Source organism: Sporosarcina sp. E16_8 (assembly GCF_017347095.1).
In the GTDB taxonomy this organism is placed as follows: Bacteria; Bacillota; Bacilli; order Bacillales_A; family Planococcaceae; genus Sporosarcina.
In genome coordinates, this window is record NZ_JADPRZ010000003.1 from 163,970 (window position 1) to 189,342 (window position 25,373).

Genomic DNA, 25,373 nt, shown 5'->3' on the forward strand with positions numbered 1-25,373 from the left:
CGTTCTGAAATGAAAAAACCAAAACCGGTGAAGGTTTTGGCCTGAGCGATTATTTCGTTTCACGGTGCAAAGTTTGTTTCTTTTCACGTGAGCAATATTTTTTCATTTCAATCCGTTCTGGATTGTTACGTTTGTTTTTCTTTGAAATATAGTTGCGCTCACCGCATTCTGTGCAAGCAAGTGTAACATTTACGCGCATTGTTGGTCCCTCCCACTCATCAAGAATGTAAAGTTTTATATGAGCATAATTTATACGACCTATCAAGTATACCACATTAAAAGAAGATGTCCACTAGAATAACCGGAATTTCCATAACAACTTTCTTATGGTAAAATAGTAGCAAAATGATTCACTAGAGGAGTGGTAAAATGGACATCACAATAATCCTACTTATTATTGGACTCATATGTACAATAACATCGTTTTTCCTCGGTAATTCTTCATCCAATTACGCCGATGAATTAGAACAGGTTTCAATTAGTATTCATCAGGAAACGAATGGGTTAAAGAAAAGATTGAAAGCAATTGAGGAAGAGTTAATGATTGGTATCGGACCGCTAGCTACAAGCGGCAAAACGCAAACAACAGTAAAACCTGTTCATGTAATCATTGTCAACCAAATTCTGTCGTTGCATTCCCAAGGTTATTCTATCAGTGATATTGCTGTACGTTCCTCCTTAACATACGACGATGTAATCGCAGTGTTACAATCGAAAGGCGTGGCTACATGATGCGGGACATCTTACGGGCTGTCGGGATTGGCTGTTTCCTTGCCGCAGGAATCCTTTATTTCACCATTGATAGCAAGGTTCCTTCGGACGTAGACTCGCAAGAATTGCAGGCTAATGTTGAAATACTCCAAAGTGAACTTGCTAAAACGAAAGAGCTATTAGCAACTGCACAGACTACATCTTTAGTTAAAGAAAATCCTCCAAAAGCAGATATTGAGAAAGCCGGCGGAAAGGAAGATGACGTGGCCGAAAGTAACCCCTCTACCGAAGCAATCCATAAAACTATGTTAACGATTGAAAACGGTTCGAATTCGACAGTCGTCTCAGCAAACCTAGAGAGATTGGCTATTATCGAGAACGCGACCATCTTCGAGTCATATCTTGAGGATAATAACCTGGCTGGTAAAATACAAATCGGTGAACACCAAGTCGATTCTTCAATGAGTTTCAAAGATATTGCCAAAGAAATCACGACAATAAAAAAGTAGGAAAACCAAATGGTTTTCCTACTTTTTTAATTGGACTCTACTTTAGGTGCCTGTATAATTGGCTGTTTACCCGCTGTAGAAGTTTCTTCTTTAGCCCTTTTTTCTTTCAGTTTAAAATATTCATCTACAGCTTGTGCCGCAATTTGATTGTTTGCATATGTGTAGCCACGCGGAACTGTGGAGATATTAGGTATCACAACCGCATAAGCTATTTCTGGGTTTTCATATGGTGCAAAACCCACATGTGATAGATTGATTGTCGGTTTTCCAGAGCTAAATGCCTGCGCTGTCCCCGTTTTCCCAGCTCCATCATAGTCTTTTCCGGCAAAAAAATTCGGGGCCGTTCCTTTAGGCGCGGAATACACGTAGTGCATTCCACGCTTCACTTGATCAATTTCCGCATCTGTATTTTGGATTCTGTTTAAGACATTTACCTCTGTTTCTTGGATAAGAGATCCAAGAATTTTACCATCCTCAGAGGGTTCGCGAATTTCTTTTAATACTTTCGGAGCCACACGATAACCACCATTTGCAATTGTCGAGACATATTGAGCAAGTTGAAGTGTCGTATAGGTATCATATTGTCCGATGGATAAATCCAATAAAATACCTATTGAATTACTATCGCCAATTAGACCGCCTGACTCTCCCGGTAAGTCAATGCCGGTTTTTGTTCCAAGTCCGAAAGACGCAAATGATTGTCGGAATGTATCGAATGCATTTTTTCTAACACGTGCCGAGTCTTCAGAGCCTTTGTTAGAATTCGCCAAGGCCAATGCAATACGAAACATATATACGTTCGACGACCTACCGATTGCTTCAATATCAGTTACAGCAACCCTGGAGTTTTGATTAAACAGTGATCTTTTTGTAATACCACCGATTCTAATTGGTTCATCTATCTTGGTTTCGCCAATACGTACCACATTTTTCTGATACCCCGTTAGAAGCGTCGCCATCTTAACTGTTGATCCTGCCTCATGAAGTGCAGTGAACGTCCCAAATGCATAGTCCCAAATTTCGACCTTGCCTGTTTCTGGATTCGTAACAACTTGTTTGCCTACAAGGGAAAGAACCTCACCGTTATTCGGATTCATCATGACCAGGAAAGCTCTGTCCAATTCTCCGGTATTTGGTTTTCTTTTTAATTCCAACAATTTATCTGTAACAATATTTTCAAGTGTCTGTTGCAGTTCGCTATCAATCGTAAGAATAAGATCCTTGCCAGGCTCACCTTCTCGAATTGTTTTCGTTTCTATAACACGTCCACTGCGATCTTTAATATTCTTAACAATTGTTTTTTGCCCTTTTAACAAATCCTCATAATATTGCTCAATATAACTCTTTCCAACACGGTCATTTCTTGAATAGTCCCGCGCCAAGAAATAATTCTTGCGAGAATTTGGAATACCTTCAATAGGGCTCGTGGTTGTCCCTAGAATCGTGTTGTCTGATTTCCTCACACGTTCCCAATCTGTCGTTGTATCCACGCCTGGTAACTCTCCTAGACGTTCAGATACAGTTGCGAATTCCTCGTCTGTCACATTTCCACTTTTCACTATTTGTGGGGAGTATGCATAGCCCGACATCATTTCTCTGTAAATCGCAAGTACTTCTAGCTCCTCTTCCGTGAATGAATTAATTTCTTCTTCCGTAATTCGTTCTCGTGTAAGCCTATTAATCTCACGCTGTAAATCCGTCCTTGAAAGCGTACTATCCTTTTCAAGTGCCTCTTGTTCCTTTATAGAAACCTTTTTCGACGCTGCCTCTAAATTCTTTAAAATCCAAAAGTCCCTCTTATCCCCAGTAGTAATCCTTTTTGTTTCTTGTTCAATCAAGATCGCAAGTTGCTCAGCGACATTTAGCATATCTGCTGAAGTCGTCGACGTCATTTTCGTATATGTAATGGCGTTTTTCGGATCGTTATCAACAAGGACAAGCCCCATGCGGTCAAATATTCTTCCCCTTGGCACGCTTGTATTGACAGGGATTTCTTCCGTTCTTTCTAATGCACGGGAATAATCTTCACCTTTGACAATTTGTAAATAACCAAGACGAAAAATCAGTAATGAAAATAAGACAAAGATTGAAAAGAATAGGAAGTTCATCCGGAATACGATATGTTTCCGTTGGCGTATTTTAGCTTGATCCGCCTTACGCATCTGTTTTTTCATAATGTCCCCCCTACTTCGTTAATCATTTTGAATTATAGCATTCAAAATAGGAAAAGCACACATCTTGACGAACAAGATGCGTGCTTGGTTCCTTCTAAATGAAGATAAAAATTTATTTGCCGAAACGTTTTGCAACTTCGTCCCAATTAACAAGATTCCAGAATGCTGAAATATAGTCAGGGCGACGGTTTTGATAGTTTAGATAGTAGGCATGCTCCCAAACGTCAAGCCCTAGAAGAGGCGTTTTGCCTTCCATGATTGGTGAGTCCTGGTTTGGAGTAGACATAATTTCAAGTTCTCCACCGTTCAGTACAAGCCAAGCCCATCCTGATCCGAAACGAGTTGCGCCCGCTTTTGCGAATTCTTCTTTGAATACATCAAAGCTACCGAACTTGTTGTCGATTGCTTCAGCTAGTGCGCCTGACGGATTTCCGCCACCATCTGCTGATAGAAGTTCCCAGAATAATGAGTGGTTTGCGTGACCGCCGCCGTTGTTACGGACAGCCGCACGTTTGCCTTCAGGTACTGCATCTAGGTTCGCAATAAGATCTTCGATAGATTTGTTTAGAAGTTCTTCGTTTCCTTCAAGAGCGTTATTCAGGTTCGTCACATATGCATTATGGTGTTTAGTGTGATGAATCGTCATCGTTTCTTTGTCAATATGCGGTTCAAGTGCATCGTAAGCGTAAGGTAGTTCTGGTAATTTGTAAGTCATTTGTCCATTCCTCCTCAAGAAATTCATAAATATGCTACCTTTCAACATTATCAAAATTATGAATAACGTTCAAATAAAATGGACTATTTTGGAACGTTTCATTTGATAAAGAAAATAAAGACAGTAATCATCACAGTCATGACAAGTCCTTTTGTGACAACTGACGTGAGAAATCCGACGAGAGAACCCATGCCTGTCTTTATGGCTTGCTTCACTCCAGACCGTGATACGGCAAGTTCCGCGATAACAGCACCTAAAAATGGTCCCACTAAAATACCGGCAACCGGAATGACGAAAGGACCGATAAGAAGTCCTATCGTGCTCCCCCACATGCCCGCCTTAGAACCTCCAAACTTTTTCACGCCAACGAGATTCGACAGCGTGTCTGCACCGAACAACAAAATAACGAACAGTACCTGAATAACCCAAAACCAAACAGTCATCCCATCAAATGTATTGATGAATCCATATAGAAGGAAACCTCCTGCGATGAAGAGAGCTGATGGAATGATTGGATAGATGAGTCCCGCAAAAGCAATAATGAACATGACAATTGCAATTATCCAACCTAAAAACTCCATAAAACCATCCCCCTATATGAATCATTATGCCCGATTGCCAAGTATTGCTTCTGCGATATTCACAGCATGGTCACCGACACGCTCCAGGTTAGAAACGATATCAACAAACACCATGCCCGATTGCGCGGTACAACGGCCTTCATTAAGTCTTAAAATATGATTCTTTCTGAATTTCCGTTCCATTTTATCAATGAGAACTTCTTTTTCAGCAACTGTTCTTGCCATCTCCATATCATTGTGATTGAGTGAGTCCACAGCTTTCTGAACGGTTTCAATCGTGAGTGTGAACATTTCCGTCAAATCATTCATCGCATCGTCCGTCAATTTCACACGGTTGACATCGCGGAAATCAATGAGTTCGACGATGTTTTCAAAATGATCACCAATCCGTTCTATATCACGGACCGTATCCATCAGCATAAAGTGACGTGTGGATTCTATCGGCGAAATACTGACCGTTGTGATTTCAACAAGATAGTCCGTAATTTTACGGTCTAGGTTATTGATGGCATCTTCAATCTGATAAGCGGTCTCCGCATGTTTTTTATTGCCAGTTTTCAAGTATTCGAAAGACTCCTGTAATCCCCGAACACTGAATTCACCCATGCGAATAATTTCTTCTTTCGCTTGTCCGATTGCAACAGCAGGTGATTGTTCTATAAAGTGCCTGTCCAGATGTTTTGGCTTATATTCTATTAAAACATCTTCCCCAGGGATCATTTTAGTAACCAACCAAGCCCATGCTCCAATTAACGGGAACTGGATAATTGTATTGGCAATGTTGAACGATCCGTGCGCAAAAGCAATTTGCATTTTATTTTCAAGGGCCAACACCCCTGATATCCACTCAACATATGCAGTGAATGGAATAAGAAGTAGCATAAAGATTACCGTTCCGACAATATTAAATAAGACATGCGTTGCCGCAGCTCGTTTCGCCGCTACCGATGCACCGATTGAAGCAAGTATAGCTGTAATCGTCGTTCCAATATTATCTCCGAACAGAATGGGCAGAGCTCCATTGAGATCAATAAGGTTTTCTGCATAAAGCCCCTGCATAATACCAACTGTCGCACTTGAACTTTGAACAATCAATGTAAATACTGTTCCGACAACAACGCCAAGCATTGGTTGATCGCTCATCGATATCATCATATCAGTGAATGCATCTAATGAGCGTAGTGGCTTCATCCCTCCGCTCATTAATTCAAGTCCTAGGAAAAGTCCACCGAAACCAAAAATGACCTCCCCCATGTTTTTCACTGAACTCTTTTTAATGAAAAAGATCAAAAACGCTCCAACTGCCATAATTGGAAGTGCATAAGCTCCTACATCTAATCCGATGATAAAAGCAGTAACAGTCGTTCCGATATTGGCTCCCATTATGACGCCAATCGCTTGACGAAGCGTCATGAAGCCAGCACTTACAAGCCCTACTGTAATAACAGTCGTCCCTGAGCTCGATTGAATCAAGACTGTAACGATAATTCCGACCAACACACCCAGGAACGGATTCGTCGTGAATCGGTCAAGGATTGCGCGGAGCCTGTCCCCCGCCGCTTTTTGAAGGCCATCTCCCATATACTTTATAGAGAACAAGAATATTCCGAGTCCGCCAAAAAACTGGAACAGTATTTCCTGCCAGTTTACCTCCATTACGCAGTCAACCTCCATTTTACTTTATGTATTGCATCTTATTATGGGGATAGCCGCCCCCACTTGTAAATAGAACTAGCCGAATCTTTACATTCCCTTTACAATTGGTTTACGAAATGTCATCATTCTGTCGAAATTAGTTGCGCGCACAATTGCGTCGTTAAATGATAGACTGATTTAGATGGAGGAGGTTTTAAAGTGAAGTTCCACCAACTAGCCAAAGCAGCAATCCATGAACCGAAAAAATTAGCCGCATTTCGCCTTTTACCCATTGGCAAAGTGTTTCGCTACGTCTTCATTTTCGTTGCGTTGTTCACATTGCTATCATTCACTCGTTATATAGTAGGAGACGCAACCCTCTTCGAGTCTTCGCCAGAACTGCTCGAACACGGAGAAACAATCGGTGGTCTGATTTATCCGATCGCATTTCTTCTGCAACTCGTTATCAGTACATCTTATATCTTCATTCGAATCAGTCTTTTTGGTTACGTGGGAATCCTACTGTTAAAACTGATGAAAAGACGTGGAGAATACCGTCATATGTGGAGAACTTCCGCTATTGCGATTACTATCCCTATTCTTCTGACCATTGGACTTGATTTCTTTCCAGCAATGAAAAACGCTAGTACAGGCATTACATCCCTTATCCACTTTGCTTATATTGCGGCTGCAGCTAAGTACTATCCAAGAATACCTCGATGAATACTTCCCCTTTTCGTGCATATAGTGGCGAAAGGGGGAATTTCCATGAGAATACTACTACTCGCAGCCTTATTATTCGTAACCGTTCATTTCATCCGACTCGATTTAATGGAAGGCACAATCCCGCTTGCTTCTTTTGCTCAAGAACAGCCTACATGTGAAGAAGAACAAGTGAAGACGATACCTGTCACAACAGTTGATGGAGATACTATTGAAACACTGTTCGCACTGTATCCCGATCCCGAATCTAGCTTCATTGATAGATTGTCTTCATTCTATTCGCTGAACCCACATCTTCAAAATCAACAGATTATCGGAGGCGAGAAAATCGTACTTCCGCTTACCCTTTTGCAAACTGAAAAATGCATAGAGTCTAATCGATAAGGGTTGTCCCTTGTCTTTTTGCTATGAAGATTGCTAAAATAGTTATAGTTATGAGGCTAAGGCCGACTAAGGAGCGAATATAAATGAATGCTATGATAAACAGAAAAAACACACGTCCTGTCCGAGTTGGTAACCTAACAATCGGCGGAAGTAACGAACTTTTCATCCAAAGTATGACAACGACTAAGACACATGACGTCGAAGCAACGGTCGCAGAAATCTTGCGCCTAGAAGATGCCGGATGCCAAATTGTCCGTGTTGCGTGTCCAGATGAGCGCGCTGCCTATTCCATTGGTGAAATCAAAAAGCGTATCAATATCCCTCTTGTTGTCGATATCCATTTCGACTATAAACTGGCTTTGATCGCTATTGAACAAGGGGCAGACAAAATTCGGATTAACCCTGGTAATATAGGAAGACAGGCGAAAGTCGAAGCTGTCGTCAATGCAGCGAAAGCAAAAGGCATTCCGATTCGAATTGGTGTCAACGCTGGCTCACTTGAGAAAAAAATTCTTGAAAAATACGGCTATCCGACTGCCGACGGAATGGTAGAGAGTGCTCTGCATCACATTAAAATATTGGAAGACCTCGATTTTCATGACATCATCGTGTCATTGAAAGCTTCCGATGTAAATTTAGCAGTCGAAGCGTATCAAAAAGCCGCGGCAGCATTCGATTATCCATTACACCTCGGCATTACAGAGTCTGGGACATTGTTTTCAGGGTCTATTAAGAGCTCGGCAGGTCTCGGCACCCTTTTATCAGCAGGCATCGGCAACACGATGCGCGTATCTCTGAGTGCTGATCCTGTCCAAGAAGTTAAAGTGGCACGCGAGTTACTGAAAATATTCGCCCTTTCTTCTAACGCAGCTACACTCATTTCTTGTCCAACATGCGGACGGATTGAAATTGACCTTATTACGATTGCAAATGAAATCGAAGAATATATTTCACATATTAAAGCCCCACTAAAAGTTGCGGTGCTCGGCTGCGCGGTCAACGGTCCCGGCGAAGCACGTGAAGCGGATATCGGAATTGCAGGCGCACGTGGCGAAGGTCTTCTCTTCATGAAAGGGAAAACTGTTCGCAAAGTACCGGAAGCAACGATGGTTGAAGAGTTAAAAATCGAAATCGACAAACTTGCGGAAGAATATTTCGAAAAGAAAAGACAAGAAGAACTTCTCCTGCAGGGTGAGACAGCGGAATGAGAAACCTCCGCTTCGGCATCGACATTGACGGTACAGTAACATGCCCCACTTCTCTATTGCCGCACATCAATGAGCAATTCGGGTGCAATCTTGTCCTTGATGATATTAAAGAATACGACTTAACAAAAGCATTTATGGTAGATGAAAAGGCCTTCTACGAGTGGTATAGAAGTGCGGAGGCGCATATTTACAAATCTTCTCCCGCACAACAATATGCAAAAGAAACATTAACCAACTGGCAAACACAGTTTGAACTGTATTACATTTCTGCACGTGGCCATCATGTCTATAACTCCACACTAGACTGGTTCAAACAACAGGAAATCCCATATGATCATATCGAACTTGTCGGAAGTCATTATAAAATTGAAACGGCGAAAAAGTTCGGTGTTCATGCATTCTTTGAAGACAAGCATGACAACGCGGTTGAAATCCATGAAGAACTCAACATTCCTGTCATACTATTTGACACACCCTATAACCGGAAACCGATTCCTAAAGGCGTCATTCGTGTCTACGATTGGCAAGAAGCGAATAATTTGATCAAAAATTTATTTCCTATAGAAGAACCTTCATTTAACTAAGAATAGCGGAATACGTCTAAAAGGAACGCAGCTTAAGTAGCGCCAGCAAAGGAAGGCTACAAGGAGGGATGTAGTTCAATCCCTCCCCACTGCATGACCTACATCCTCAAGACCCGCGACAGGCATAAGTCGATCCAGTGACGTGGTGCTTCTTGCCACTTAGCTGGATAGCCTTCGAGGAGAACCTTCAGCCTAAGTAGAGGCAATGTTGAGTGGGCCTCCGAGCGGCTGACGCATTGAACTAAACACTATTCTAAGTCAAAAAACGGTGTGAAACTCTTATGATAGAGTTCCACACCGTTTTTCATTTTTCCACGCATAGTGGACATTTTCCGTAGATTTCGAATTTATGTCCTTCCACTTCATAGTCCGGTAAATTGACAGTAATCATTTCCATTGGACAATGTGGAATGCTGCGCGTCTTGCCACATGCTGTACAGATGAAATGATGGTGGTGGACGCCGGGATCACACTGCATCCGGAAATTGCGTTCCCCGTTCAAATCAGTTTCTTCCAGAATGCCGAGTTCAGAAAACGTCGTCAAGTTTCGATAAATTGTATCGAAACTTATTCCCGGATTATCGTCTGCCATGAAATTCTTTACTTCAAGAGCTGTTAAATACCGGTCTTTATTCGAAAAAAACTGTAAAATTGTATCTCTATTTTTCGTCCGTTTAAATTGATTTTCCTGAAGAATCCGCCATGCCTCATCGAGTGTCATACCAACTCCCCCTTCACTATACGAGCATTACGTCCGCCCTGTATTTTCTTCCAAGCGAGCACCACTAACAAAATAACTATCGATGTGATGACAATCGTTCCTCCCGGAGCAATATCCATATGATAGGCAGAAACAAGCCCAATGATAACTGCTAACTCGCCAAAGATAATAGAATAGATCATTGCACTCTTAAAACTCTTCGCAAGTTGGATAGCTGCCGCTACCGGAATCGTCATAAGTGACGACACAAGCAAAATACCGACAATCCGCATAGATGCCCCAATGACAAGCGCTACAATGATCATGAACACCATCTGGATATAGCGCGAATTAATTCCAGAAACTTTAGCATACTCCGCGTCGAATGACAAGGCAAATAGTTCTTTATAGAGAAATCGGATATAGGCGATAACAATGATTGCAATGACGATAACCACTAAAAGATCCTGTCTGCTAACCGCTGACACCGAGCCGAATAAATAGCCAATCAGATCAGAGCCGAAGCCTTCCGATAAGGAGATGAAAATAGCACCAAGGCCAATGCCTGCCGACAAAATAACCGGAATTGCAAGTTCTTCATAATGACGATATGCCCCCCGCAACTTTTCAATCAGCAGTGACCCGCCTACAGCGGATGCAATCCCAAGGTAAACTGGGTTCAGCGCAGCAAAGAAGAGTACTTGCTGGCTTAAATAGAGGCTTCCAGCGATTCCGGCAAGTGCAACATGACTGAGCGCATCTGCGATAAGAGAAAGACGTCTGACGACGATAAACAAGCCTAGTAAAGGTGCTATGATACCGATGATTAAGCCGGAAAGAAATGCATTTTGCAGAAACTCATACGATAAAATATCATTAATCATTGTTCCACCTCATCCTTGTGCTGGTGGACGCGGCGAACAGGGTGTCCATACCATCTAGAAACGTCATCATCTTCCATCTTTTTATAATCAGATTGTTTACCGTGAAAATGAATCGTTCGGTTCAAACAAGCCACATGGGTTGCTAGATCAGTAACGAGGTCAATTTCATGTGTTACAAGCAAGATTGCAATTCCATGCTCACGATTTAATGTATTCAGCATAGAATAAAACGACGCGACATTTTGCTGGTCAATACCAACTGTCGGTTCATCCATAATAAGTAGTTCTGGTTCTCCTGCAAGTGCTCTTGCTATGAACACACGCTGCTGCTGGCCACCAGAGAGCTCCCCCATATTCCGTTTTGCGAAACTGTCCATACCGACGATGCTAAGCGCTTCCAGCGTTCGCTGCTCATCTTTTTTCGAAAAGCTTTTGAACATTCCTACTTTCCTAGTCAATCCGCTCCGTACAACTTCAAGAACGGTTGCTGGGAAACCCGAGTTAAACGCATTGGATTTCTGTGAAACATAGCCAATTCGTTCCCGATGCTTAAATGATTCTATATCCGAACCAAAAAGTTTTACCGAGCCACTGGTTGGTTGTAAGAGACCAAGAATAATATTGATGAGTGTTGATTTACCAGAACCATTCGGCCCTATTAGTGCCCAAAACTCACCCTCTCCTACCTCGAGAGAAATATGATCAAGGGCGATTGACTGTTCATATTTGAAACTTACATCGTCCAATTGAATAAGATTAGTTGTCATTTTACTATCCTTTCCTTGAAACAGGAATCATTCCGATTCACTCGTCAAATTATAAACCATGACACGAGTGGATACAACCATTTAAGAAAGAGGGAATTATCAGTGGATTTCGCGCAACTAGTGAATGAAGTCAAATCGAAAAGCGATGATGAAGCGATAATCATTGCCAAGCAATACGGAATTGACTTTTCAAAAACAGAAATAAGAGCACTACGTCCATTGCTTGATGAAATTTCTTTCCATTGGCTTTTTACGGGTATTCCTGAAACCTTTATCACTAAAATCCGTGGAGCTATTGGTGATAAAAAAACTGACGTCCTTTTCAAGAAGTATTTAGACTCCATTAAATAAGAACTCGTAAGCGCCTGTTTACGTAAAAATCCCGCCTGCACATATACCTTGCAGGCGGGATTTCCTTATTAAATTCTTAACAGATCAATCTTTTCCGGTTGAAAAGATTTTGCTTTAAACATTTCTATTTCAAATTTATAAGGTGCCGATTTCTTCTTTGGATCCAAACCTACAAAAGGTGTTTCAAGTATTTTAGGAATCGATTGGAATGCCTCATGATGAACAATATAAGAAAGTGGTTCAAAGCCGATATGACCGAAACCTATATTCTCATGGCGGTCCTTCATTGCACCGCGCTCATTCTTACTATCATTGACATGAATAACAGATATTCTGTCCATTCCCACAATTTTATCGAACTCGTTTAGTACACCTTCAAAATCACCGACTATATCATAGCCCGCATCATGAACGTGACAAGTATCGAAACAAACCGATAAACGTTCGTTATGTGTGACACCGTCGATAATTGCCGCAATTTCATCAAAGTTACGACCGCATTCAGTCCCTTTCCCTGCCATCGTTTCGAGAGCAATGCGAACTGGATAGTCCTGGGAAAGCACTTCATTTAGTCCTTCGATGATTTTTGCAATTCCTAGATCAACACCCGCGCCAACATGTGCGCCTGGATGAAGTACAATCTGGTCAATGCCAAGTGCAGCTGTGCGTTCAATCTCACTTTGCAGAAAGTCGACACCAAGTCTGAATGTCTCAGGCTTAAACGTATTAGCAATGTTAATAATATACGGTGCATGGACGACGATATTCGACTGTCCATTGTCCTCCATATTCAAATGGCCTGCTGCTATATTCAGTTCCTCAATCGGCTTCCTCCGTGTGTTCTGGGGTGCGCCGGTATAAATCATGAATGTAGTTGCTCCGTAACTTGCAGCTTCCTCACTTGAGCCTAGCAGCATTTTGCTGCCGCTCATCGAAACGTGGGAGCCAAGCAATAATGGCTTATCATTTGTCATTTTTTACGTTTCAGTCTCCTTTCTCTCTTTTTAAAGCTCTCTACCTGCTGAGCCATTTTCTTTTTGTAGCCTGGTTTTACTTTTGACGGTTTTGGAACGAATGAAATTGCTTTACGGTCAATATCATCTACTTCTTTTACTCGATTTCGTCTTGAATGGCGCTCTTTTACTTCAACCCACTCACCATTTTTCACTTCTTCATGGACAAAAGGAATACCCATCTTTTCAATTCTGACTACTTTATCGTCTTCAGAAGGCTCATACAATGTAATTGCCGTTCCCTTAAGCCCAGCACGTGCAGTACGTCCCACGCGGTGAATGAAAAATTCAAGGTCATCTGGAAGTTCGAAGTTAATAACGTGACTGACACCTGGAATATCAATTCCGCGTGCTGCAAGGTCTGTCGCTACGATATATTGGAATTCTAGATCACGGACTTGTTTCATCATCCGTGTTCGCTCACGCGGTGTTAAATCTCCGTGAATTCTTCCGACTTTAAAGCCGCTTTCTGCAAGGAAAGTTGCAAGTCCTTCAGCATTTTGTCTTGTATTCATAAAGATGATTGCCAAATAAGGATTGATACCTTCCATTACTTGCAACAACTTTTTCTTTTTACTCATACTGCGAACAGGAACAAGGGAATAGTGCATCCCTTCCGTCAATGGTCTACGTTCACCAATTTTCACATGAACAGGTGATTCCATGTATTTAGTTAGGAATGGTTTTAGCTTTTCCGGAATCGTCGCTGAAAATACGTACATTTCAAGTTTAGCAGGCATTTTTGCTGCGAACTTATCGATATCTTCGATAAAGCCCATGTCGAATGCTAGATCCGCTTCATCTATCACCAAAATTTTCGCGGTATGAATAACAAGTGCCCCATTTTCGGACATATCGCTAATTCGTCCTGGTGTTCCAACAATAATATGTGGATTCGATTTTAATTTCCCGATAGACCGTTGCTTGTCCGTACCACCTATGAGCAGTGAACTTCGCACATCTGTGCCTTCTGTCATCTTCGCAAGTTCATTGTACAGTTGCGTCGCCAACTCTCTTGTCGGAGCTGTGATAACCGCTTGCAGTTCATCAACAGCTGCATCAGTACGTTGTAAAATCGGTATAAGGAAACTGTGAGATTTACCCGTTCCTGTATGTGCTTGTCCGATTGCATTCGTACCTTTCAGGATAAGCGGTATGATTTCCTTTTGGATCGGTGTCGGATTTTCAAAGCCGAGCCTCCCGATTGCTTCCCGTAAAAACGGTTTAAATTGATAGTCTGTAAATTTAGACATTTGTAACCCTCCTAATGTACACCTATTATAACACGATTTCGTTCCGCCGTATGCGATTTTCGCATAGTATACTATGTGAAAGTCCATTCTGATTAATTGAAAGGAGATAATTATGAGATATGAATCCTTTTATCCATTCGCGCGACAACAGCCGCCACCGGCTTCCATGGGACAAATGAACTTCGGACCTCCTCCTCAAATGGAGCAATTGCAGGCACCTATGCACCCATTCATGAATGGTCCACAGAATAATCCATTAGGTGCTCCAATGAATGGCCCGCAAAACAATCCACAAGGCGGGCCTATGGGTGGTCAAGGAGAGCAGCCAATTCCATCAAAAATGGAATCGTATATGCAAACGGCAAACCAATTCTTAAACACGGCCCAGCAATTCGCACCCATGGTCCAACAATTCGCGCCAATGGTTCAAAACTTGCCTGCAATGTGGCGATTGTACAAAGGCTTTCAATCACTTCCAGTAGCCGGTGCCGCTAGTTTACCAGTAGGCGGAGGGATAGGAGCCGCACGGTCGGTTGCTAATGTTGCATCTGGCCTATCAGCCCCTCGCATCTTCCAGCCACCCATTCGATAATTTTGAATCCGCCGTCCAACTCCGTTATAATAGATGATAGATCCTATTAGAGGAGTGAAAAGGCATGAAAGTATTAAAGATTACCCCTAGAGGTTATTGCTACGGGGTTGTCGATGCAATGATCATCGCTAGAAATGCGGCACTCGACAAAACATTGCCGAGACCCATTTATATATTGGGAATGATTGTCCATAACAAACATGTAACAGATGCGTTTGAAGAAGATGGCATCATTACAATTGATGGCGAAAATCGTCTAGAGATTCTTGAAAAAGTTGAAACGGGCACAGTTATCTTCACAGCACATGGTGTTTCACCTGAAGTGCGGGAACTTGCGAAACGAAAAGGTCTTGTATCGATTGACGCAACATGTCCCGATGTAACTGTAACCCACGACCTGATTGGGGAAAAGACTGCAGAAGGCTACGACATTATTTACATTGGGAAAAAACATCATCCAGAGCCAGAAGGTGCAATCGGCGTAGCTCCTAACGCAGTACATTTGATAGAAACGATTGAGGATGTCGAAAAACTCACCGTACAGAATGCTAAACTGCTCGTCACAAACCAAACTACAATGAGCCAATGGGATGTTGTTCACATTATGGACGCTCTCAAACTGAAATATCCACATATCGAAGTTCATAAGGAAATTTGCCTTGCCACTCAAGTAAGGCAGGAAGCAGTCGCACAACAAGCAGGAGAATCAGACCTTCTTATCGTCGTAGGTGATCCGAAGAGTAACAACTCGAACCGCCTGACACAAGTATCTGTCGAAATCGCCAACACTCCATCGTACCGGATTTCGGATGTTTCCGAACTGGACGTCAAGTGGTTGGAAGGTATCGAAACTGTATCTGTCACGGCGGGTGCTTCGACACCAACATTGATCGTCCGTGAAGTGGTTGCATTCCTAGAGAAGTTTAATCCAGAAGATCCTTCTACACATCTTCCAGAGCGGAAATTCCTTTTGGAAAAAATCCTGCCGAAGATTAAAAACCCTACACCTGTGGAACGAATTGAACCCTATACAACCACTTGAGAATAACTTAAGACGCCTGGAGCTAAACATTGTTCTGGGTCGAAAAACATATTCTTATCTTTTATATGAACCAGCCTCTCATTATAGAGGCTGGTTTTTTCGTCAAATAGGAAATTATAAATTCTCGTAATGTAGATAAGTTGTAACGTAAAGATTTTACACCTAGCTTCTGGTCCCATACGACGTGAGTCATGCAGTGGGGAGGGATTGAATTTCATCCCTCCTTATTGCGACAGGATGTCGCAATCCTAATTTACCTTTCTCCGTCACTTCAGAATTGTAGGAACTGAACAGGCGCTTGCGCTTTTGTTCTCATAAGTCATCAAATAAAAGTAAACGGTTCCGTGATGATTTCCGATTCGATAAACGACACATTATAGCCGGCCTGCGCGCAAGCTGCCTGCATATAGTCCGCAACACCTTGAATCATAACCTTCTCAATGTTGTGACCCGGGTCGATGATAGCAATCCCCATTGCTTGTGCATCATGGGCAACGTGGTAATACAAATCACCTGTTACTAGAACATCCGCTCCACTTCGTTTAGCAGACCCTATATATTTATTACCATCTCCGCCTAACACCGCAACTTTTTGAATCTCCTTGTCTGGATCGCCAACAAATCGAAGCGCTGGAACATCGAAAGTTTCTTTTACAAGTTCAGCGAATTGTCCAAGTGTCGTCTTTTCCCGAAGTTTCCCAATACGGCCTAGACCATATTCGTTTGACTGTTGCTCAAGTGCAACTATATCAAACGCAGGCTCCTCGTATGGATGGGCTTTTAGCATCGCTTTTATCACCTTACTGCGAATAGGTCCCGGGAGAATCACTTCGATTTTTATCTCTTCAACTTCCTCACCTTTGCCGACTTCACCTATAAACGGCTCAGCTCCCTCAACGGGCGTGAAACGCCCGATACCTGATGTGCTAAAACTGCATCCGACGTAATCGCCAATTGCACCAGCGCCAGCTATATCTAGCGCTTGTCTAACTTCATCCGCATGTGTTAAAGGGCTGAATACAATCAGTTTATATAGCGGCTCAGAATACGTCGACTCAACTATTTCCGTGTCAACTAAACCTAGTTTTTCAGCGAGCATATCATTCACGCCACCCGGAGCAACGTCAAGGTTTGTATGTGCCGCATAGACAGCAATATCATTTTTAATGCATTTTTCGATCATGCTCCCTTGCGGCGTGTCCGTCAATAGACTTTTCAATGGTCTAAAAATTGGCGGATGGTGCGCGATGATAAGGTTGGCACCATATCGGATTGCCTCATCAATCACCTCTTCATTTACATCCAATGTAACAAGCACATTTTCTACAGTTTGATTCAATTGCCCGATATGAAGTCCGACTGGATCACCATCCATTGCAAAACGTTTTGGAGACCACTTTTCAAATAGCGTAATAATTTCATGGCCATTCACTATTTTCACGTTGCCAACACCTTTCCAACTAACTCAATATGACGTGTCAACTGTTCTTTTTTCGTTATTATTGCAGCTGTTTCAGTTGTTTTTCCAAGAGAATCAAGTACCCGATTCCATTCCGACAATTCACTTTCCCACTTTTCAATGAATACCTCGTTTTTTGCAGTTAACAACAAAGGTCCCGCCATCAATTCCAGTTCGCCATACGATGCTTGTCCTTTTTCCATCACGATAATCTCATATATTTTGCCGTCTTCTTTCAAAATTTGTTCATTTATTATTACCCACGCGTTTGAAATGGCCCATTCACGGATTGCCCTTGAATAGATATTCGGTTGCGTAATGATTCGCTTCACTTGAGATAGACGCTCTTTGCCACTTTCCAAAATAGTCGCGATAAGCGGTCCGCCCATCCCCGCGATCGTCACCGTATCGACAGCATCATTATCTTCAATAGCAAACAAACCATCTGCCATACGTACAGTAATTACCTCTGAAAAACCTTCACGGCGTACATTTTTAACCGCAGATTCATAAGGCCCTTTGGCTACTTCTCCTGCAATTGCCTTCTCTACTTTTTTTGTACGGATGAGGAAACATGGCAAATAAGCGTGGTCACTGCCGATATCTGCAACGACTGCACCCTCGTCAACGAAAGAAGCAACTGTCTTTAATCTGTTAGATAATCGTTCGGAATTCAATTTAACGCCGCCTTTCAATACTTTAATTATATTGGATTTTGTCTTATTTTGCACTTTACACTATATATGTTGAAATAAAGAAACCCATTCATTTCGCTACGGCGCAAGGGAATGGCACCTTCGCTTTGTTTATATAAGTACCCAATTGCTCAACTTAGAAAATAGAAAAAGCCATCAGTCGACAGAAATGCTCTGTTAACTGACAGCTCTTCCTAATTGCGGATTATTTAAGTGATAAAATATAGTCTGCCATAGCATCTAACTCGGCATCATCTTTAACGAGTCCTGCTGGCATTCCGCCACCAGCACCATTTAAAATGATACCTTTAATTTCATCCTTAGATAGAGTAGTTCCAGCTAATGCTGGTCCCATTCCGCCCGTAAGGTCTCCACCGTGACAGCCTATACATTTCCCTTGAGCAACTGCTTCAGCATCAAATTCCGCAGAACTTGGAGCTTCTTCAGTTTTTCCCTCTTCGCCTTGTTCAGCGATTTCATTTTTCTGTTCAAGCCCATAAAGGGACATGAAGAAAATAAGACCGATTCCAAGCGCAAAAATAAGGATATAAGGAATTATTGGATTTTTACCCATTGAATTACCCTCCTTTATCAGGATCTATTCTGTAATGAATACAGTACACAACTATTATTGTACTGTATTCAATGGGAAACTGAAAGAGTTATCGATGATCTTTTCGGTGTTTGTGACAATTTCGACAAACATTTTATTGTTAGCTCGCTACAGGTGTACACATTTTTTTCTTTAACACCCAATTAGTCTGGCAATGACCATTCTTTGGACTTCCGAAGTCCCTTCTCCAATTTCAAGAAGCTTGGCATCCCTCATATAGCGTTCGACTTCATATTCTTTCATATAGCCATATCCACCATGAATCTGAATTGCTTCACTTGCTACTTCCATAGCAATTTCCGATGCATATAGTTTACACATGGAAGCTTCTTTTGAGAATGGACGCCCTTGATCTTTCAGCCACGCTGCTTTATGGACCATATTGCGCGCAAGCTCAATTTTCATCGCCATATCCGCCAGCTTAAATTGTGTTATTTGGAATTCAGAAAGCGTTTTACCGAATTGCTTCCGTTCTTTAGAGTAGCGGAGTGCACGGTCAAATGCCGCCTGAGCGATTCCTACCGCCATAGCACCGATTCCGATACGCCCACCGTCTAACGTTACTAGGAACTGTCTGAAACCGTTACCTTGAGTCCCTAGCAGGTTCTCTTTCGGTACGCGAACGTTGTCAAGCACGAGTTCTGTTGTATTAGAAGCATTAAGGCCCATTTTTTCATAGTTATCAATAACCGTGAAGCCTTCTGCATCAGTCGGTACGATAATTGCACTGACTTCTTTCTTTCCGCCTTCAGTCCCAGTGATAGCGGTAATTGCAAGGTGCTTGGCATAGCTCGCATTTGTGATAAACACTTTAGAACCGTTGATGACGTAATCGTTCCCATCTACTTTTGCTGTCGTTTGCGTTCCCCCCGCATCCGAACCCGCATTCGATTCTGTCAATCCAAACGCTCCAAACGATTCCCCAGTACAAATTGGCGTCAAATACGTATGTTTCTGTTCTTCAGTGCCAAATAGGTTAAGCGGTGCTCCCCCCAATGAAATATGCGCCGAATATGTAATTCCCGTTGACGCACATGCACGGCTCAGTTCTTCCGTAACAATTGCGAAACTTATTGTGTCGGCTCCTCCGCCCCCATATTCCTCGGAAAACGGTAAACCCATCATTCCCATTTCGGATAGCTGTTTAAACACCTCTACTGGAAACTCTTTTGTCCGGTCGCGGTCGATTGCACCTGGTGCAACAACTTCATCTGCGAATTCCCTAATCATTTTTTTAATCATCTGTTGTTCTTCAGTCAAATCGAAATTCAACATCTTCATCCCCTTTGTTGTGAACGCTTACAATTTCAATTATAACGAATTGTCTATCGTTTTCACAACTATTATTAAAAGAATAGGAGAATTCAGAACGAAACAAATAGAAATACGATGATTAATAGTAGTCCTGCCGAACCTGAGATTGTGAAATACTGCAATTTAAGCATGCGTCCTGCAAATAGCCAGAGCGCACAGTTCAATATAAGTAATCCGATTAGTAACATTGTGTGTCCTTCGAAGAAGATGACCCATAACTTTAATGACATTAACAGCAACATCAATGAGGCCAATATGTATAAAACAGGTGCAACACCAATTTTAATAATCGATTTACTTATCGTCAATAAGAGAAATAAGAACGAAACAACAGCCGCCAAGGTGATTGTCAATTCTGGGTATTGGACAAACACAAACATGGCCCCACTAACAATTACCGCTAGTATAGAAAACATACTAATAATCCGATTCAATTTCTTTTTTTCCTTGACAAGAATCGCCTCGGTAGACTTCACTACCTTTTCATCCCCCCCCTGGGTATAGAGAGTGATAAGGAAATCACAGTAATGCTCAGGCAACAATTTATTCTGTTTCCAATATTTTATTTCCGAAATAATCATCCGTTTTCGCTGTGGATTCATAAGCAATAATCACTCCTTGAAAAGTGTAAGGTAAATCAGAGAGCGCCAATTAACAGCTCAGTTTTTTAACAGGGAAAAAAGCATCGGCACAAATTATGCCGATGCCTTTTTTATTCAAGAAAGTCTTTTAGTCGTTTACTTCTAGATGGGTGGCGTAGTTTGCGTAATGCTTTTGCCTCGATTTGACGAATTCGTTCACGGGTAACGCCGAATACTTTACCTACTTCTTCAAGCGTTCTTGTACGACCATCATCCAGACCAAATCGTAGACGAAGTACGTTTTCTTCTCTGTCTGTCAACGTATCGAGTACGTCTTCTAATTGTTCTTTCAATAACTCATACGCTGCATGATCAGATGGTGATTGAGCCTCGGAGTCTTCTATGAAATCCCCTAGATGAGAATCGTCTTCTTCCCCAATTGGCGTTTCGAGTGAAACAGGCTCTTGTGCGATTTTCAGGATTTCACGTACTTTCTCAGCAGTTAAATCCATCTCTTCTCCAATTTCTTCTGGAGAAGGTTCACGACCAAGATCCTGTAGCAATTGACGCTGAACACGGATCAATTTATTGATGGTTTCGACCATATGAACAGGAATCCGAATTGTACGGGCTTGGTCCGCGATTGCACGAGTGATTGCCTGACGTATCCACCACGTTGCGTACGTACTGAATTTGAAGCCTTTCGTATGATCGAATTTCTCGACTGCCTTAATGAGCCCCATGTTCCCTTCCTGAATTAAGTCAAGGAACAGCATGCCACGTCCAACATACCGTTTTGCAATACTAACGACTAGACGCAAGTTGGCTTCTGCAAGCCGCTTTTTCGCCTCTTCATCGCCATCCAAAATACGAATTGCAAGTTCAACTTCCTCCGCACCTGTCAGTAAATCAACACGACCAATTTCTTTCAAGTACATTCTCACCGGATCGTTGATTTTAACACCTGGCGGGACACTGAGGTCATTTAAATCGAACTTTTCTTCTGCTACTACTTTGCCCTCATCGCCGGCTTCTTCATCGGCTTTGCGATCCATTTCAATTCCTTGTACTTCAATCAAATCAAGGAATTCTTCGAACTGTTCAGGTTCCATTTCAAATACAGATAACTTTTCAGTTACCTCATCGAGCGTAAGTTCACCTGTTTTCTTTCCGGCCTCCAACAGGTTTGCCTTCACTTCTTCAACAGTCATTTCAATTTCCATATCTTCTGCTTGCTCTTTTTTACTCATCTTACCCGTTCCTCCTAAGTACACCGGAAGACGACTACAACGTCGTCAATGATTTCCGGAGCTGTATAATTTCCCTGGCCAGCTCCAGCGCCCGGGTATGATCATTTATTTTTTCTGCTTCTTTCGATTCATGAATCTTTGCATGGATTGTCAAACTAACTTTATATTTTTCAAGGTGACTGATACAATCAGCAATTTCTTCCGCTGCGTGTTCAGGATCCCTTTCCACCATTGCAGATTCTAAGACGATTTTCCTAAGTTCTCGGTCTTCCAACGATTCCGCAAACCTGTGAAAATCAGGTATTCCATGTTGTTCATAAAACCCCGCGAGCCGAATGAAGATGGCAACATAGTCTTCTCGAACAAATAAGTTTTGCTTGTCCAATCGTATTCGATCAAACAATTCCCCATCACTTAGCAGGTGAAAGAGCAACAATCGCTCTGCACGCTCTGTACCCGTCTTCTTTCTGATTGGAACAGCAGGTTGGGGACGCATAGCTTCCCCATGCTTCGGTTCTGCTTTTGCTTTCTTCGCATGATTACCGGCCATTTTTATAAACTGCTGATTAATGGCTTCGATTGACACACCCGTCACTGTTGAAAGCTGCCGAAAATAAAGATCCCGCTCTACTGGCGATGAACGTTTCGCTAATTCTTCCAATACTTCATGGATATATTGCAACACATCGTTTTCATAAGATAAGTTCTTTGATCGCTTCGCATATGCCATTATGAATGACATGTATGAATGGGGATTACCGATAACCTTTTCGCGAAATGCATCACCGCCGTGCTCTGTGATGTAATCGTCGGGGTCCATCTTTCCAGGCAACAACGCGATTTTAACATCCAACCCTTTTTGAGTGGCCATGTCTGCGAATCGTTTTGCTGCTTCCCATCCAGCATTATCTCCGTCACAGCAAATGATAAGATCTTTAGCAATTCTTTTTAATTTCAGTAAATGTGTATCTGATAAAGATGTGCCCATTACAGCAACACTATTCACCACACCCGCACGATCAGCCGTTATCGTGTCCATAAATCCTTCAAACAGTATTACTTTACCCGTTTTCCGGACGTTAAGACGTGCATTGTGAAAATTGTACAGAATATGACTTTTTTCGAATATCGGGGTTTCAGGACTATTTAGGTATTTAGCTTCCTGTTTTGAACTGGAAAGTATTCTTCCAGAGAATGCTACAACGTTTCCATTGTCGTCATGAAGCGGGAACATGATACGTGCTCGAAATCTGTCAAAATAGCCTGTACCATCGTCTTTCATGATGCAAAGTCCAGCTCGTTCCATATCCCTCATATCGAAACTCTTTCGCTTTAGGAGACTCGATAGCGCTTCATTATCATTAAGCGACCACCCGATTCCATATTTTTCGATACTCTCTCTTGTAAACCCTCTTTTTTCAAGATATTCGAGTGCCTCTTCACCTTCTACAGTATTCAAGAGTAGATGACTATAAAAGTTTGCAGCAAGTGCATGCGCTTCAATCATAGATTTAAATTCGTTGTGCGGCTTTACTCCAGACCCCTCACTCACTGCGGCATCGATTTCAATACCTGTTCGTTCAGCGAGTTTTACAACCGCTTCGGTGAAGGGACTATTTTCAATATCCATAATGAAGGTAATTGCATTTCCACTAGCGCCACAACCGAAACAATGAAAGAGTTGTTTATCTTCGGTAACAGAGAATGAAGGTGAGCTCTCATCGTGAAACGGGCAAAGCCCAAACCAGTTCTTCCCTCTTTTTGTAAGTTGCACATATTCTCCAATTAAATCTACAATATCAGTCTTTGATCGGACGGCTTCTATAGTCTCTTCTGGTATTCTCGTCATCCTGTCACCAACCACTCTATCATGATTAAATTCGAGATAGTATTCAAAAATCCTTCATTTTCGACAAATTATTTTCGATTATGCTCGGAATCTTTCATACTACACTAAAAGCAAAGCTTTATCTCCATATAAACCTCATATTCAATATTTTTTCTTCATCCGCAAAAGAAGAACCAACCCGTAGTAGCGGTCGGTCCTTCTACATCCCTGTTTCTTCGTTTTAAATAGCCGTTAACCTCGAGATTAACGGTATTTACCACTTCCTGCTTAAGGATGACGATTCGTAATTTCACTTAATATAACATTTGCCGTTTCCTCTACGGCCCTGTTTGTTACATCGATAACATTGCAACCGATTTTCGAGACGACATTATTAAAATGCGTAATTTCGGCTTCAATCCGTTCAACTCGCGCATAATTTGCATCATCTTTTAAACCAAGTGCGATGAGACGTTCTCTGCGGATAAAGTTTAATTTTTCTGGTGAGATGACAAGTCCATAACATTTAGCGGGGTCAATCATATATAGTTCTTCCGGTGGCTCCACTTCGGGTACTAGTGGAACATTCGCCACTTTGTAGCGTTTATGCGCAAGGTATTGCGATAATGGTGTTTTCGACGTTCGTGAAACGCCAACTAGAACAATATCCGCTCTCAAAATACCCCGTGGATCCCTGCCATCATCATATTTAACGGCGAATTCAATTGCTTCAATTTTTTCGAAGTAATCTTCATCAAGTTGCCGTACTAGTCCTGGTTCTTCCAATGGCTTTTCACCAAGTTTCATGCCAATTTGTTCGATAATAGGACCAAGAAGATCGATGCACTGAATTTCTTTAGTTTGACATTCTTGTTGTAGTTTTTGACACATTGCGCTTTTTACAAGCGTATAGATGATGATTGCATTTTGCTGTTTCGCTAAATAGACTATTTCATCAAGTTGCGATTCGTCTTCTACATGTGAAAATCTTTTAATTAATATAGTTTCTAACCCTTGCCTGAATTGGCTTGCCGCTGCTTTTGCGACAAGGTCGGCAGTTTCCCCGACTGAGTCGGAAACGATGAACAAAGTTAGCTTTCTCATAGTATCCCCCTCATAATTCGTGATCATCCGCAAGTGAAAGGAAGGCTGCGGTAATATTGGTTTTTGTAACCCTGCCAACAACTTCAAGTCCCCCCCCATTGTCAATGACAACAGGTAGCGAATCGATTTGTTTGTCTATCATTTTCTTCGCCGCGTGAAGAAGCGTATCTTGCTTTTCACAATACGTAATATTTGGCATTCTCGTCATAATCACATGGACCGGAATTTTCTCCAATTCATTGTTCCCAAGACTCGTCCTTAGTAAGTCTTTTCTAGAAAGGACCCCAGTAAGAAATGAAGATTGATCGACGACGAATAATGTTCCAACGTCTTCCAGGAACATCTGGCAAATCGCATCATAAACCGAAATGTTTTCTTCCACAACGACCGGAATTGACTGGAAGTCACGTACTCTCATACCGGTCATACTGTCAGCAACCGATTGGGCAGGTCTTTTTCCCGAGTAAAAATAGCCTACTCGAGGTCTTGCATCCAAAAAGCCAGCCATAGTTAAAATAGCTAAGTCAGGACGGATTGTAGCCCTCGCTAGCTTGAGCCGCTCCGCGATCTGTTCGCCAGTGATTGGGCCATCTGCTTTTACGATTTCAAAGATCTCCGTCTGACGCTTATTCAGTTCCATATATGTCACCGCCCTAAGCGTTCAATTGTTTATCCTTGATTATTATATACGAAGACGCGCGCT

28 protein-coding genes are annotated in these 25,373 nt (G+C 42.1%); 9 read left to right on the forward strand and 19 right to left on the reverse strand.

Translation table 11 applies throughout. The annotated features are described in order from the left end of the window. Positions 1-49: 49 nt before the first annotated feature. Entirely contained in the window at positions 50-199 is a 150-nt protein-coding gene (rpmG, locus tag I2484_RS04200) for a 50S ribosomal protein L33 (protein ID WP_067210194.1), read from the reverse strand. A 170-nt stretch (positions 200-369) separates the two neighbouring features. On the opposite strand from rpmG, the gene I2484_RS04205 reads away from it, so the two are divergent. Then, complete coding sequence (locus I2484_RS04205; RefSeq protein ID WP_207149784.1) at positions 370-732, forward strand: hypothetical protein; 363 nt, start codon at positions 370-372, stop codon at positions 730-732. After that, a complete protein-coding gene (locus tag I2484_RS04210; protein WP_207149785.1) occupies positions 729-1,220 on the forward strand; it encodes a hypothetical protein in 492 nt (163 codons plus the stop codon). Before I2484_RS04205 ends, I2484_RS04210 begins: the two co-directional genes overlap by 4 nt. Positions 1,221-1,246: 26 nt before the next feature. On the opposite strand, the gene I2484_RS04215 is transcribed toward I2484_RS04210, so the two are convergent. From I2484_RS04215 to I2484_RS04230, 4 genes are all read right to left on the reverse strand, one after another. After that, positions 1,247-3,394 carry a peptidoglycan D,D-transpeptidase FtsI family protein gene (locus I2484_RS04215; RefSeq protein WP_207149786.1) on the reverse strand — a complete coding sequence of 716 codons (2,148 nt, stop codon included), beginning with the start codon at positions 3,392-3,394 and terminating at the stop codon, positions 1,247-1,249. Positions 3,395-3,506: 112 nt separating this feature from the next. Next, positions 3,507-4,109 carry a superoxide dismutase gene (locus I2484_RS04220; protein ID WP_207149787.1) on the reverse strand — a complete coding sequence of 201 codons (603 nt, stop codon included), beginning with the start codon at positions 4,107-4,109 and terminating at the stop codon, positions 3,507-3,509. Positions 4,110-4,207: 98 nt separating this feature from the next. Further along, positions 4,208-4,690, reverse strand: a complete 483-nt coding sequence (locus tag I2484_RS04225) for a DUF456 domain-containing protein (protein WP_207149788.1) — start codon at positions 4,688-4,690, stop codon at positions 4,208-4,210. Between the two features lie 24 nt (positions 4,691-4,714). Further along, a complete protein-coding gene (locus I2484_RS04230; RefSeq protein ID WP_207149789.1) occupies positions 4,715-6,346 on the reverse strand; it encodes a Na/Pi cotransporter family protein in 1,632 nt (543 codons plus the stop codon). A 198-nt stretch (positions 6,347-6,544) separates the two neighbouring features. Here I2484_RS04230 and I2484_RS04235 point away from each other — a divergent pair, with 198 nt between their 5' ends. From I2484_RS04235 to I2484_RS04250, 4 genes are all read left to right on the forward strand, one after another. Further along, the gene (locus I2484_RS04235; protein WP_207149790.1) at positions 6,545-7,048 is read left to right on the forward strand and encodes a DUF1189 family protein; all 504 of its coding nucleotides are present in this window, start codon (positions 6,545-6,547) and stop codon (positions 7,046-7,048) included. A gap of 45 nt (positions 7,049-7,093) precedes the next feature. After that, positions 7,094-7,432 (forward strand): hypothetical protein, encoded by a 339-nt coding sequence (locus tag I2484_RS04240; protein ID WP_207149791.1) that lies wholly within the window; start codon positions 7,094-7,096, stop codon positions 7,430-7,432. A gap of 83 nt (positions 7,433-7,515) precedes the next feature. Continuing rightward, positions 7,516-8,640: a flavodoxin-dependent (E)-4-hydroxy-3-methylbut-2-enyl-diphosphate synthase gene (gene ispG, locus I2484_RS04245; RefSeq protein WP_275956871.1), complete on the forward strand. Its 1,125-nt coding sequence runs from the start codon at positions 7,516-7,518 to the stop codon at positions 8,638-8,640. Further along, on the forward strand, positions 8,637-9,224 hold the full coding sequence (locus I2484_RS04250; RefSeq protein ID WP_207149792.1) for a 5' nucleotidase, NT5C type: 588 nt from the start codon (positions 8,637-8,639) through the stop codon (positions 9,222-9,224). The genes ispG and I2484_RS04250 overlap by 4 nt, the downstream gene beginning before the upstream one ends. Before the next feature lie 304 nt (positions 9,225-9,528). Here the strand turns inward: I2484_RS04250 and I2484_RS04255 are convergent, their stop codons facing one another. From I2484_RS04255 to I2484_RS04265, 3 genes are read right to left on the reverse strand one after another with little or no spacing between them, the layout of a single operon-like run. Next, positions 9,529-9,945 (reverse strand): Fur family transcriptional regulator, encoded by a 417-nt coding sequence (locus I2484_RS04255; RefSeq protein WP_207149793.1) that lies wholly within the window; start codon positions 9,943-9,945, stop codon positions 9,529-9,531. Further along, positions 9,942-10,808, reverse strand: coding sequence for a metal ABC transporter permease (locus I2484_RS04260; RefSeq protein ID WP_207149794.1), 867 nt, complete (start codon positions 10,806-10,808; stop codon positions 9,942-9,944). Before I2484_RS04260 ends, I2484_RS04255 begins: the two co-directional genes overlap by 4 nt. Next, positions 10,805-11,575, reverse strand: a complete 771-nt coding sequence (locus I2484_RS04265) for a metal ABC transporter ATP-binding protein (RefSeq protein WP_207149795.1) — start codon at positions 11,573-11,575, stop codon at positions 10,805-10,807. Before I2484_RS04265 ends, I2484_RS04260 begins: the two co-directional genes overlap by 4 nt. A 102-nt stretch (positions 11,576-11,677) precedes the next feature. Here I2484_RS04265 and I2484_RS04270 point away from each other — a divergent pair, with 102 nt between their 5' ends. Then, the gene (locus I2484_RS04270; RefSeq protein ID WP_207149796.1) at positions 11,678-11,926 is read left to right on the forward strand and encodes a hypothetical protein; all 249 of its coding nucleotides are present in this window, start codon (positions 11,678-11,680) and stop codon (positions 11,924-11,926) included. A 68-nt stretch (positions 11,927-11,994) separates the two neighbouring features. Here I2484_RS04270 and I2484_RS04275 read toward each other — a convergent pair whose 3' ends face one another. Continuing rightward, positions 11,995-12,900, reverse strand: coding sequence for a deoxyribonuclease IV (locus tag I2484_RS04275; protein ID WP_207149797.1), 906 nt, complete (start codon positions 12,898-12,900; stop codon positions 11,995-11,997). Continuing rightward, positions 12,897-14,192 carry a DEAD/DEAH box helicase gene (locus I2484_RS04280; protein ID WP_207149798.1) on the reverse strand — a complete coding sequence of 432 codons (1,296 nt, stop codon included), beginning with the start codon at positions 14,190-14,192 and terminating at the stop codon, positions 12,897-12,899. The genes I2484_RS04275 and I2484_RS04280 overlap by 4 nt, the downstream gene beginning before the upstream one ends. A 112-nt stretch (positions 14,193-14,304) precedes the next feature. On the opposite strand from I2484_RS04280, the gene vrrA reads away from it, so the two are divergent. Beyond that, complete coding sequence (gene vrrA / locus I2484_RS04285) at positions 14,305-14,784, forward strand: VrrA/YqfQ family protein (protein ID WP_207149799.1); 480 nt, start codon at positions 14,305-14,307, stop codon at positions 14,782-14,784. A 64-nt stretch (positions 14,785-14,848) separates the two neighbouring features. Continuing rightward, positions 14,849-15,826, forward strand: coding sequence for a 4-hydroxy-3-methylbut-2-enyl diphosphate reductase (locus I2484_RS04290; protein ID WP_207149800.1), 978 nt, complete (start codon positions 14,849-14,851; stop codon positions 15,824-15,826). Positions 15,827-16,148: 322 nt separating this feature from the next. Here I2484_RS04290 and I2484_RS04295 read toward each other — a convergent pair whose 3' ends face one another. The 9 genes from I2484_RS04295 to ccpN all read right to left on the reverse strand — a co-directional run bounded on the left by I2484_RS04295 (position 16,149) and on the right by ccpN (position 25,310). Then, positions 16,149-17,267: a Nif3-like dinuclear metal center hexameric protein gene (locus tag I2484_RS04295; protein ID WP_207149801.1), complete on the reverse strand. Its 1,119-nt coding sequence runs from the start codon at positions 17,265-17,267 to the stop codon at positions 16,149-16,151. Then, a complete protein-coding gene (locus I2484_RS04300; protein WP_207149802.1) occupies positions 17,264-17,962 on the reverse strand; it encodes a tRNA (adenine(22)-N(1))-methyltransferase in 699 nt (232 codons plus the stop codon). Before I2484_RS04300 ends, I2484_RS04295 begins: the two co-directional genes overlap by 4 nt. 223 nt (positions 17,963-18,185) lie before the next feature. Further along, positions 18,186-18,554, reverse strand: a complete 369-nt coding sequence (gene cccA, locus I2484_RS04305) for a cytochrome c550 (protein WP_207149803.1) — start codon at positions 18,552-18,554, stop codon at positions 18,186-18,188. Between the two features lie 171 nt (positions 18,555-18,725). Next, positions 18,726-19,865 carry an acyl-CoA dehydrogenase family protein gene (locus tag I2484_RS04310; RefSeq protein WP_207149894.1) on the reverse strand — a complete coding sequence of 380 codons (1,140 nt, stop codon included), beginning with the start codon at positions 19,863-19,865 and terminating at the stop codon, positions 18,726-18,728. A gap of 92 nt (positions 19,866-19,957) precedes the next feature. Continuing rightward, the gene (locus I2484_RS04315) at positions 19,958-20,509 is read right to left on the reverse strand and encodes a hypothetical protein (RefSeq protein ID WP_207149804.1); all 552 of its coding nucleotides are present in this window, start codon (positions 20,507-20,509) and stop codon (positions 19,958-19,960) included. A 110-nt stretch (positions 20,510-20,619) separates the two neighbouring features. Beyond that, entirely contained in the window at positions 20,620-21,738 is a 1,119-nt protein-coding gene (gene rpoD / locus I2484_RS04320) for an RNA polymerase sigma factor RpoD (RefSeq protein ID WP_207149805.1), read from the reverse strand. A 34-nt stretch (positions 21,739-21,772) separates the two neighbouring features. After that, on the reverse strand, positions 21,773-23,587 hold the full coding sequence (gene dnaG / locus I2484_RS04325; RefSeq protein WP_207149806.1) for a DNA primase: 1,815 nt from the start codon (positions 23,585-23,587) through the stop codon (positions 21,773-21,775). Positions 23,588-23,854: 267 nt separating this feature from the next. After that, positions 23,855-24,670: a pyruvate, water dikinase regulatory protein gene (locus tag I2484_RS04330; RefSeq protein ID WP_207149807.1), complete on the reverse strand. Its 816-nt coding sequence runs from the start codon at positions 24,668-24,670 to the stop codon at positions 23,855-23,857. Positions 24,671-24,680: 10 nt separating this feature from the next. Continuing rightward, positions 24,681-25,310 (reverse strand): transcriptional regulator CcpN, encoded by a 630-nt coding sequence (ccpN, locus tag I2484_RS04335; RefSeq protein ID WP_218627915.1) that lies wholly within the window; start codon positions 25,308-25,310, stop codon positions 24,681-24,683. Positions 25,311-25,373 lie beyond the last annotated feature (63 nt).

Excerpts from the sequence above, each read along its gene's own strand:
- rpmG (WP_067210194.1), bottom strand. The coding sequence starts at position 199 with ATGCGCGTAAATGTTACACTTGCTTGCACAGAATGCGGTGAGCGCAAC.
- I2484_RS04205 (WP_207149784.1), top strand. The coding sequence starts at position 370 with ATGGACATCACAATAATCCTACTTATTATTGGACTCATATGTACAATA.
- I2484_RS04210 (WP_207149785.1), top strand. The coding sequence starts at position 729 with ATGATGCGGGACATCTTACGGGCTGTCGGGATTGGCTGTTTCCTTGCC.
- I2484_RS04215 (WP_207149786.1), bottom strand. The coding sequence starts at position 3,394 with ATGAAAAAACAGATGCGTAAGGCGGATCAAGCTAAAATACGCCAACGG.
- I2484_RS04220 (WP_207149787.1), bottom strand. The coding sequence starts at position 4,109 with ATGACTTACAAATTACCAGAACTACCTTACGCTTACGATGCACTTGAA.
- I2484_RS04225 (WP_207149788.1), bottom strand. The coding sequence starts at position 4,690 with ATGGAGTTTTTAGGTTGGATAATTGCAATTGTCATGTTCATTATTGCT.
- I2484_RS04230 (WP_207149789.1), bottom strand. The coding sequence starts at position 6,346 with ATGGAGGTAAACTGGCAGGAAATACTGTTCCAGTTTTTTGGCGGACTC.
- I2484_RS04240 (WP_207149791.1), top strand. The coding sequence starts at position 7,094 with ATGAGAATACTACTACTCGCAGCCTTATTATTCGTAACCGTTCATTTC.
- ispG (WP_275956871.1), top strand. The coding sequence starts at position 7,516 with ATGAATGCTATGATAAACAGAAAAAACACACGTCCTGTCCGAGTTGGT.
- I2484_RS04250 (WP_207149792.1), top strand. The coding sequence starts at position 8,637 with ATGAGAAACCTCCGCTTCGGCATCGACATTGACGGTACAGTAACATGC.
- I2484_RS04255 (WP_207149793.1), bottom strand. The coding sequence starts at position 9,945 with ATGACACTCGATGAGGCATGGCGGATTCTTCAGGAAAATCAATTTAAA.
- I2484_RS04260 (WP_207149794.1), bottom strand. The coding sequence starts at position 10,808 with ATGATTAATGATATTTTATCGTATGAGTTTCTGCAAAATGCATTTCTT.
- I2484_RS04265 (WP_207149795.1), bottom strand. The coding sequence starts at position 11,575 with ATGACAACTAATCTTATTCAATTGGACGATGTAAGTTTCAAATATGAA.
- I2484_RS04275 (WP_207149797.1), bottom strand. The coding sequence starts at position 12,900 with ATGACAAATGATAAGCCATTATTGCTTGGCTCCCACGTTTCGATGAGC.
- I2484_RS04280 (WP_207149798.1), bottom strand. The coding sequence starts at position 14,192 with ATGTCTAAATTTACAGACTATCAATTTAAACCGTTTTTACGGGAAGCA.
- vrrA (WP_207149799.1), top strand. The coding sequence starts at position 14,305 with ATGAGATATGAATCCTTTTATCCATTCGCGCGACAACAGCCGCCACCG.
- I2484_RS04290 (WP_207149800.1), top strand. The coding sequence starts at position 14,849 with ATGAAAGTATTAAAGATTACCCCTAGAGGTTATTGCTACGGGGTTGTC.
- cccA (WP_207149803.1), bottom strand. The coding sequence starts at position 18,554 with ATGGGTAAAAATCCAATAATTCCTTATATCCTTATTTTTGCGCTTGGA.
- I2484_RS04315 (WP_207149804.1), bottom strand. The coding sequence starts at position 20,509 with ATGAATCCACAGCGAAAACGGATGATTATTTCGGAAATAAAATATTGG.
- rpoD (WP_207149805.1), bottom strand. The coding sequence starts at position 21,738 with ATGAGTAAAAAAGAGCAAGCAGAAGATATGGAAATTGAAATGACTGTT.
- dnaG (WP_207149806.1), bottom strand. The coding sequence starts at position 23,587 with ATGACGAGAATACCAGAAGAGACTATAGAAGCCGTCCGATCAAAGACT.
- I2484_RS04330 (WP_207149807.1), bottom strand. The coding sequence starts at position 24,670 with ATGAGAAAGCTAACTTTGTTCATCGTTTCCGACTCAGTCGGGGAAACT.
- ccpN (WP_218627915.1), bottom strand. The coding sequence starts at position 25,310 with ATGGAACTGAATAAGCGTCAGACGGAGATCTTTGAAATCGTAAAAGCA.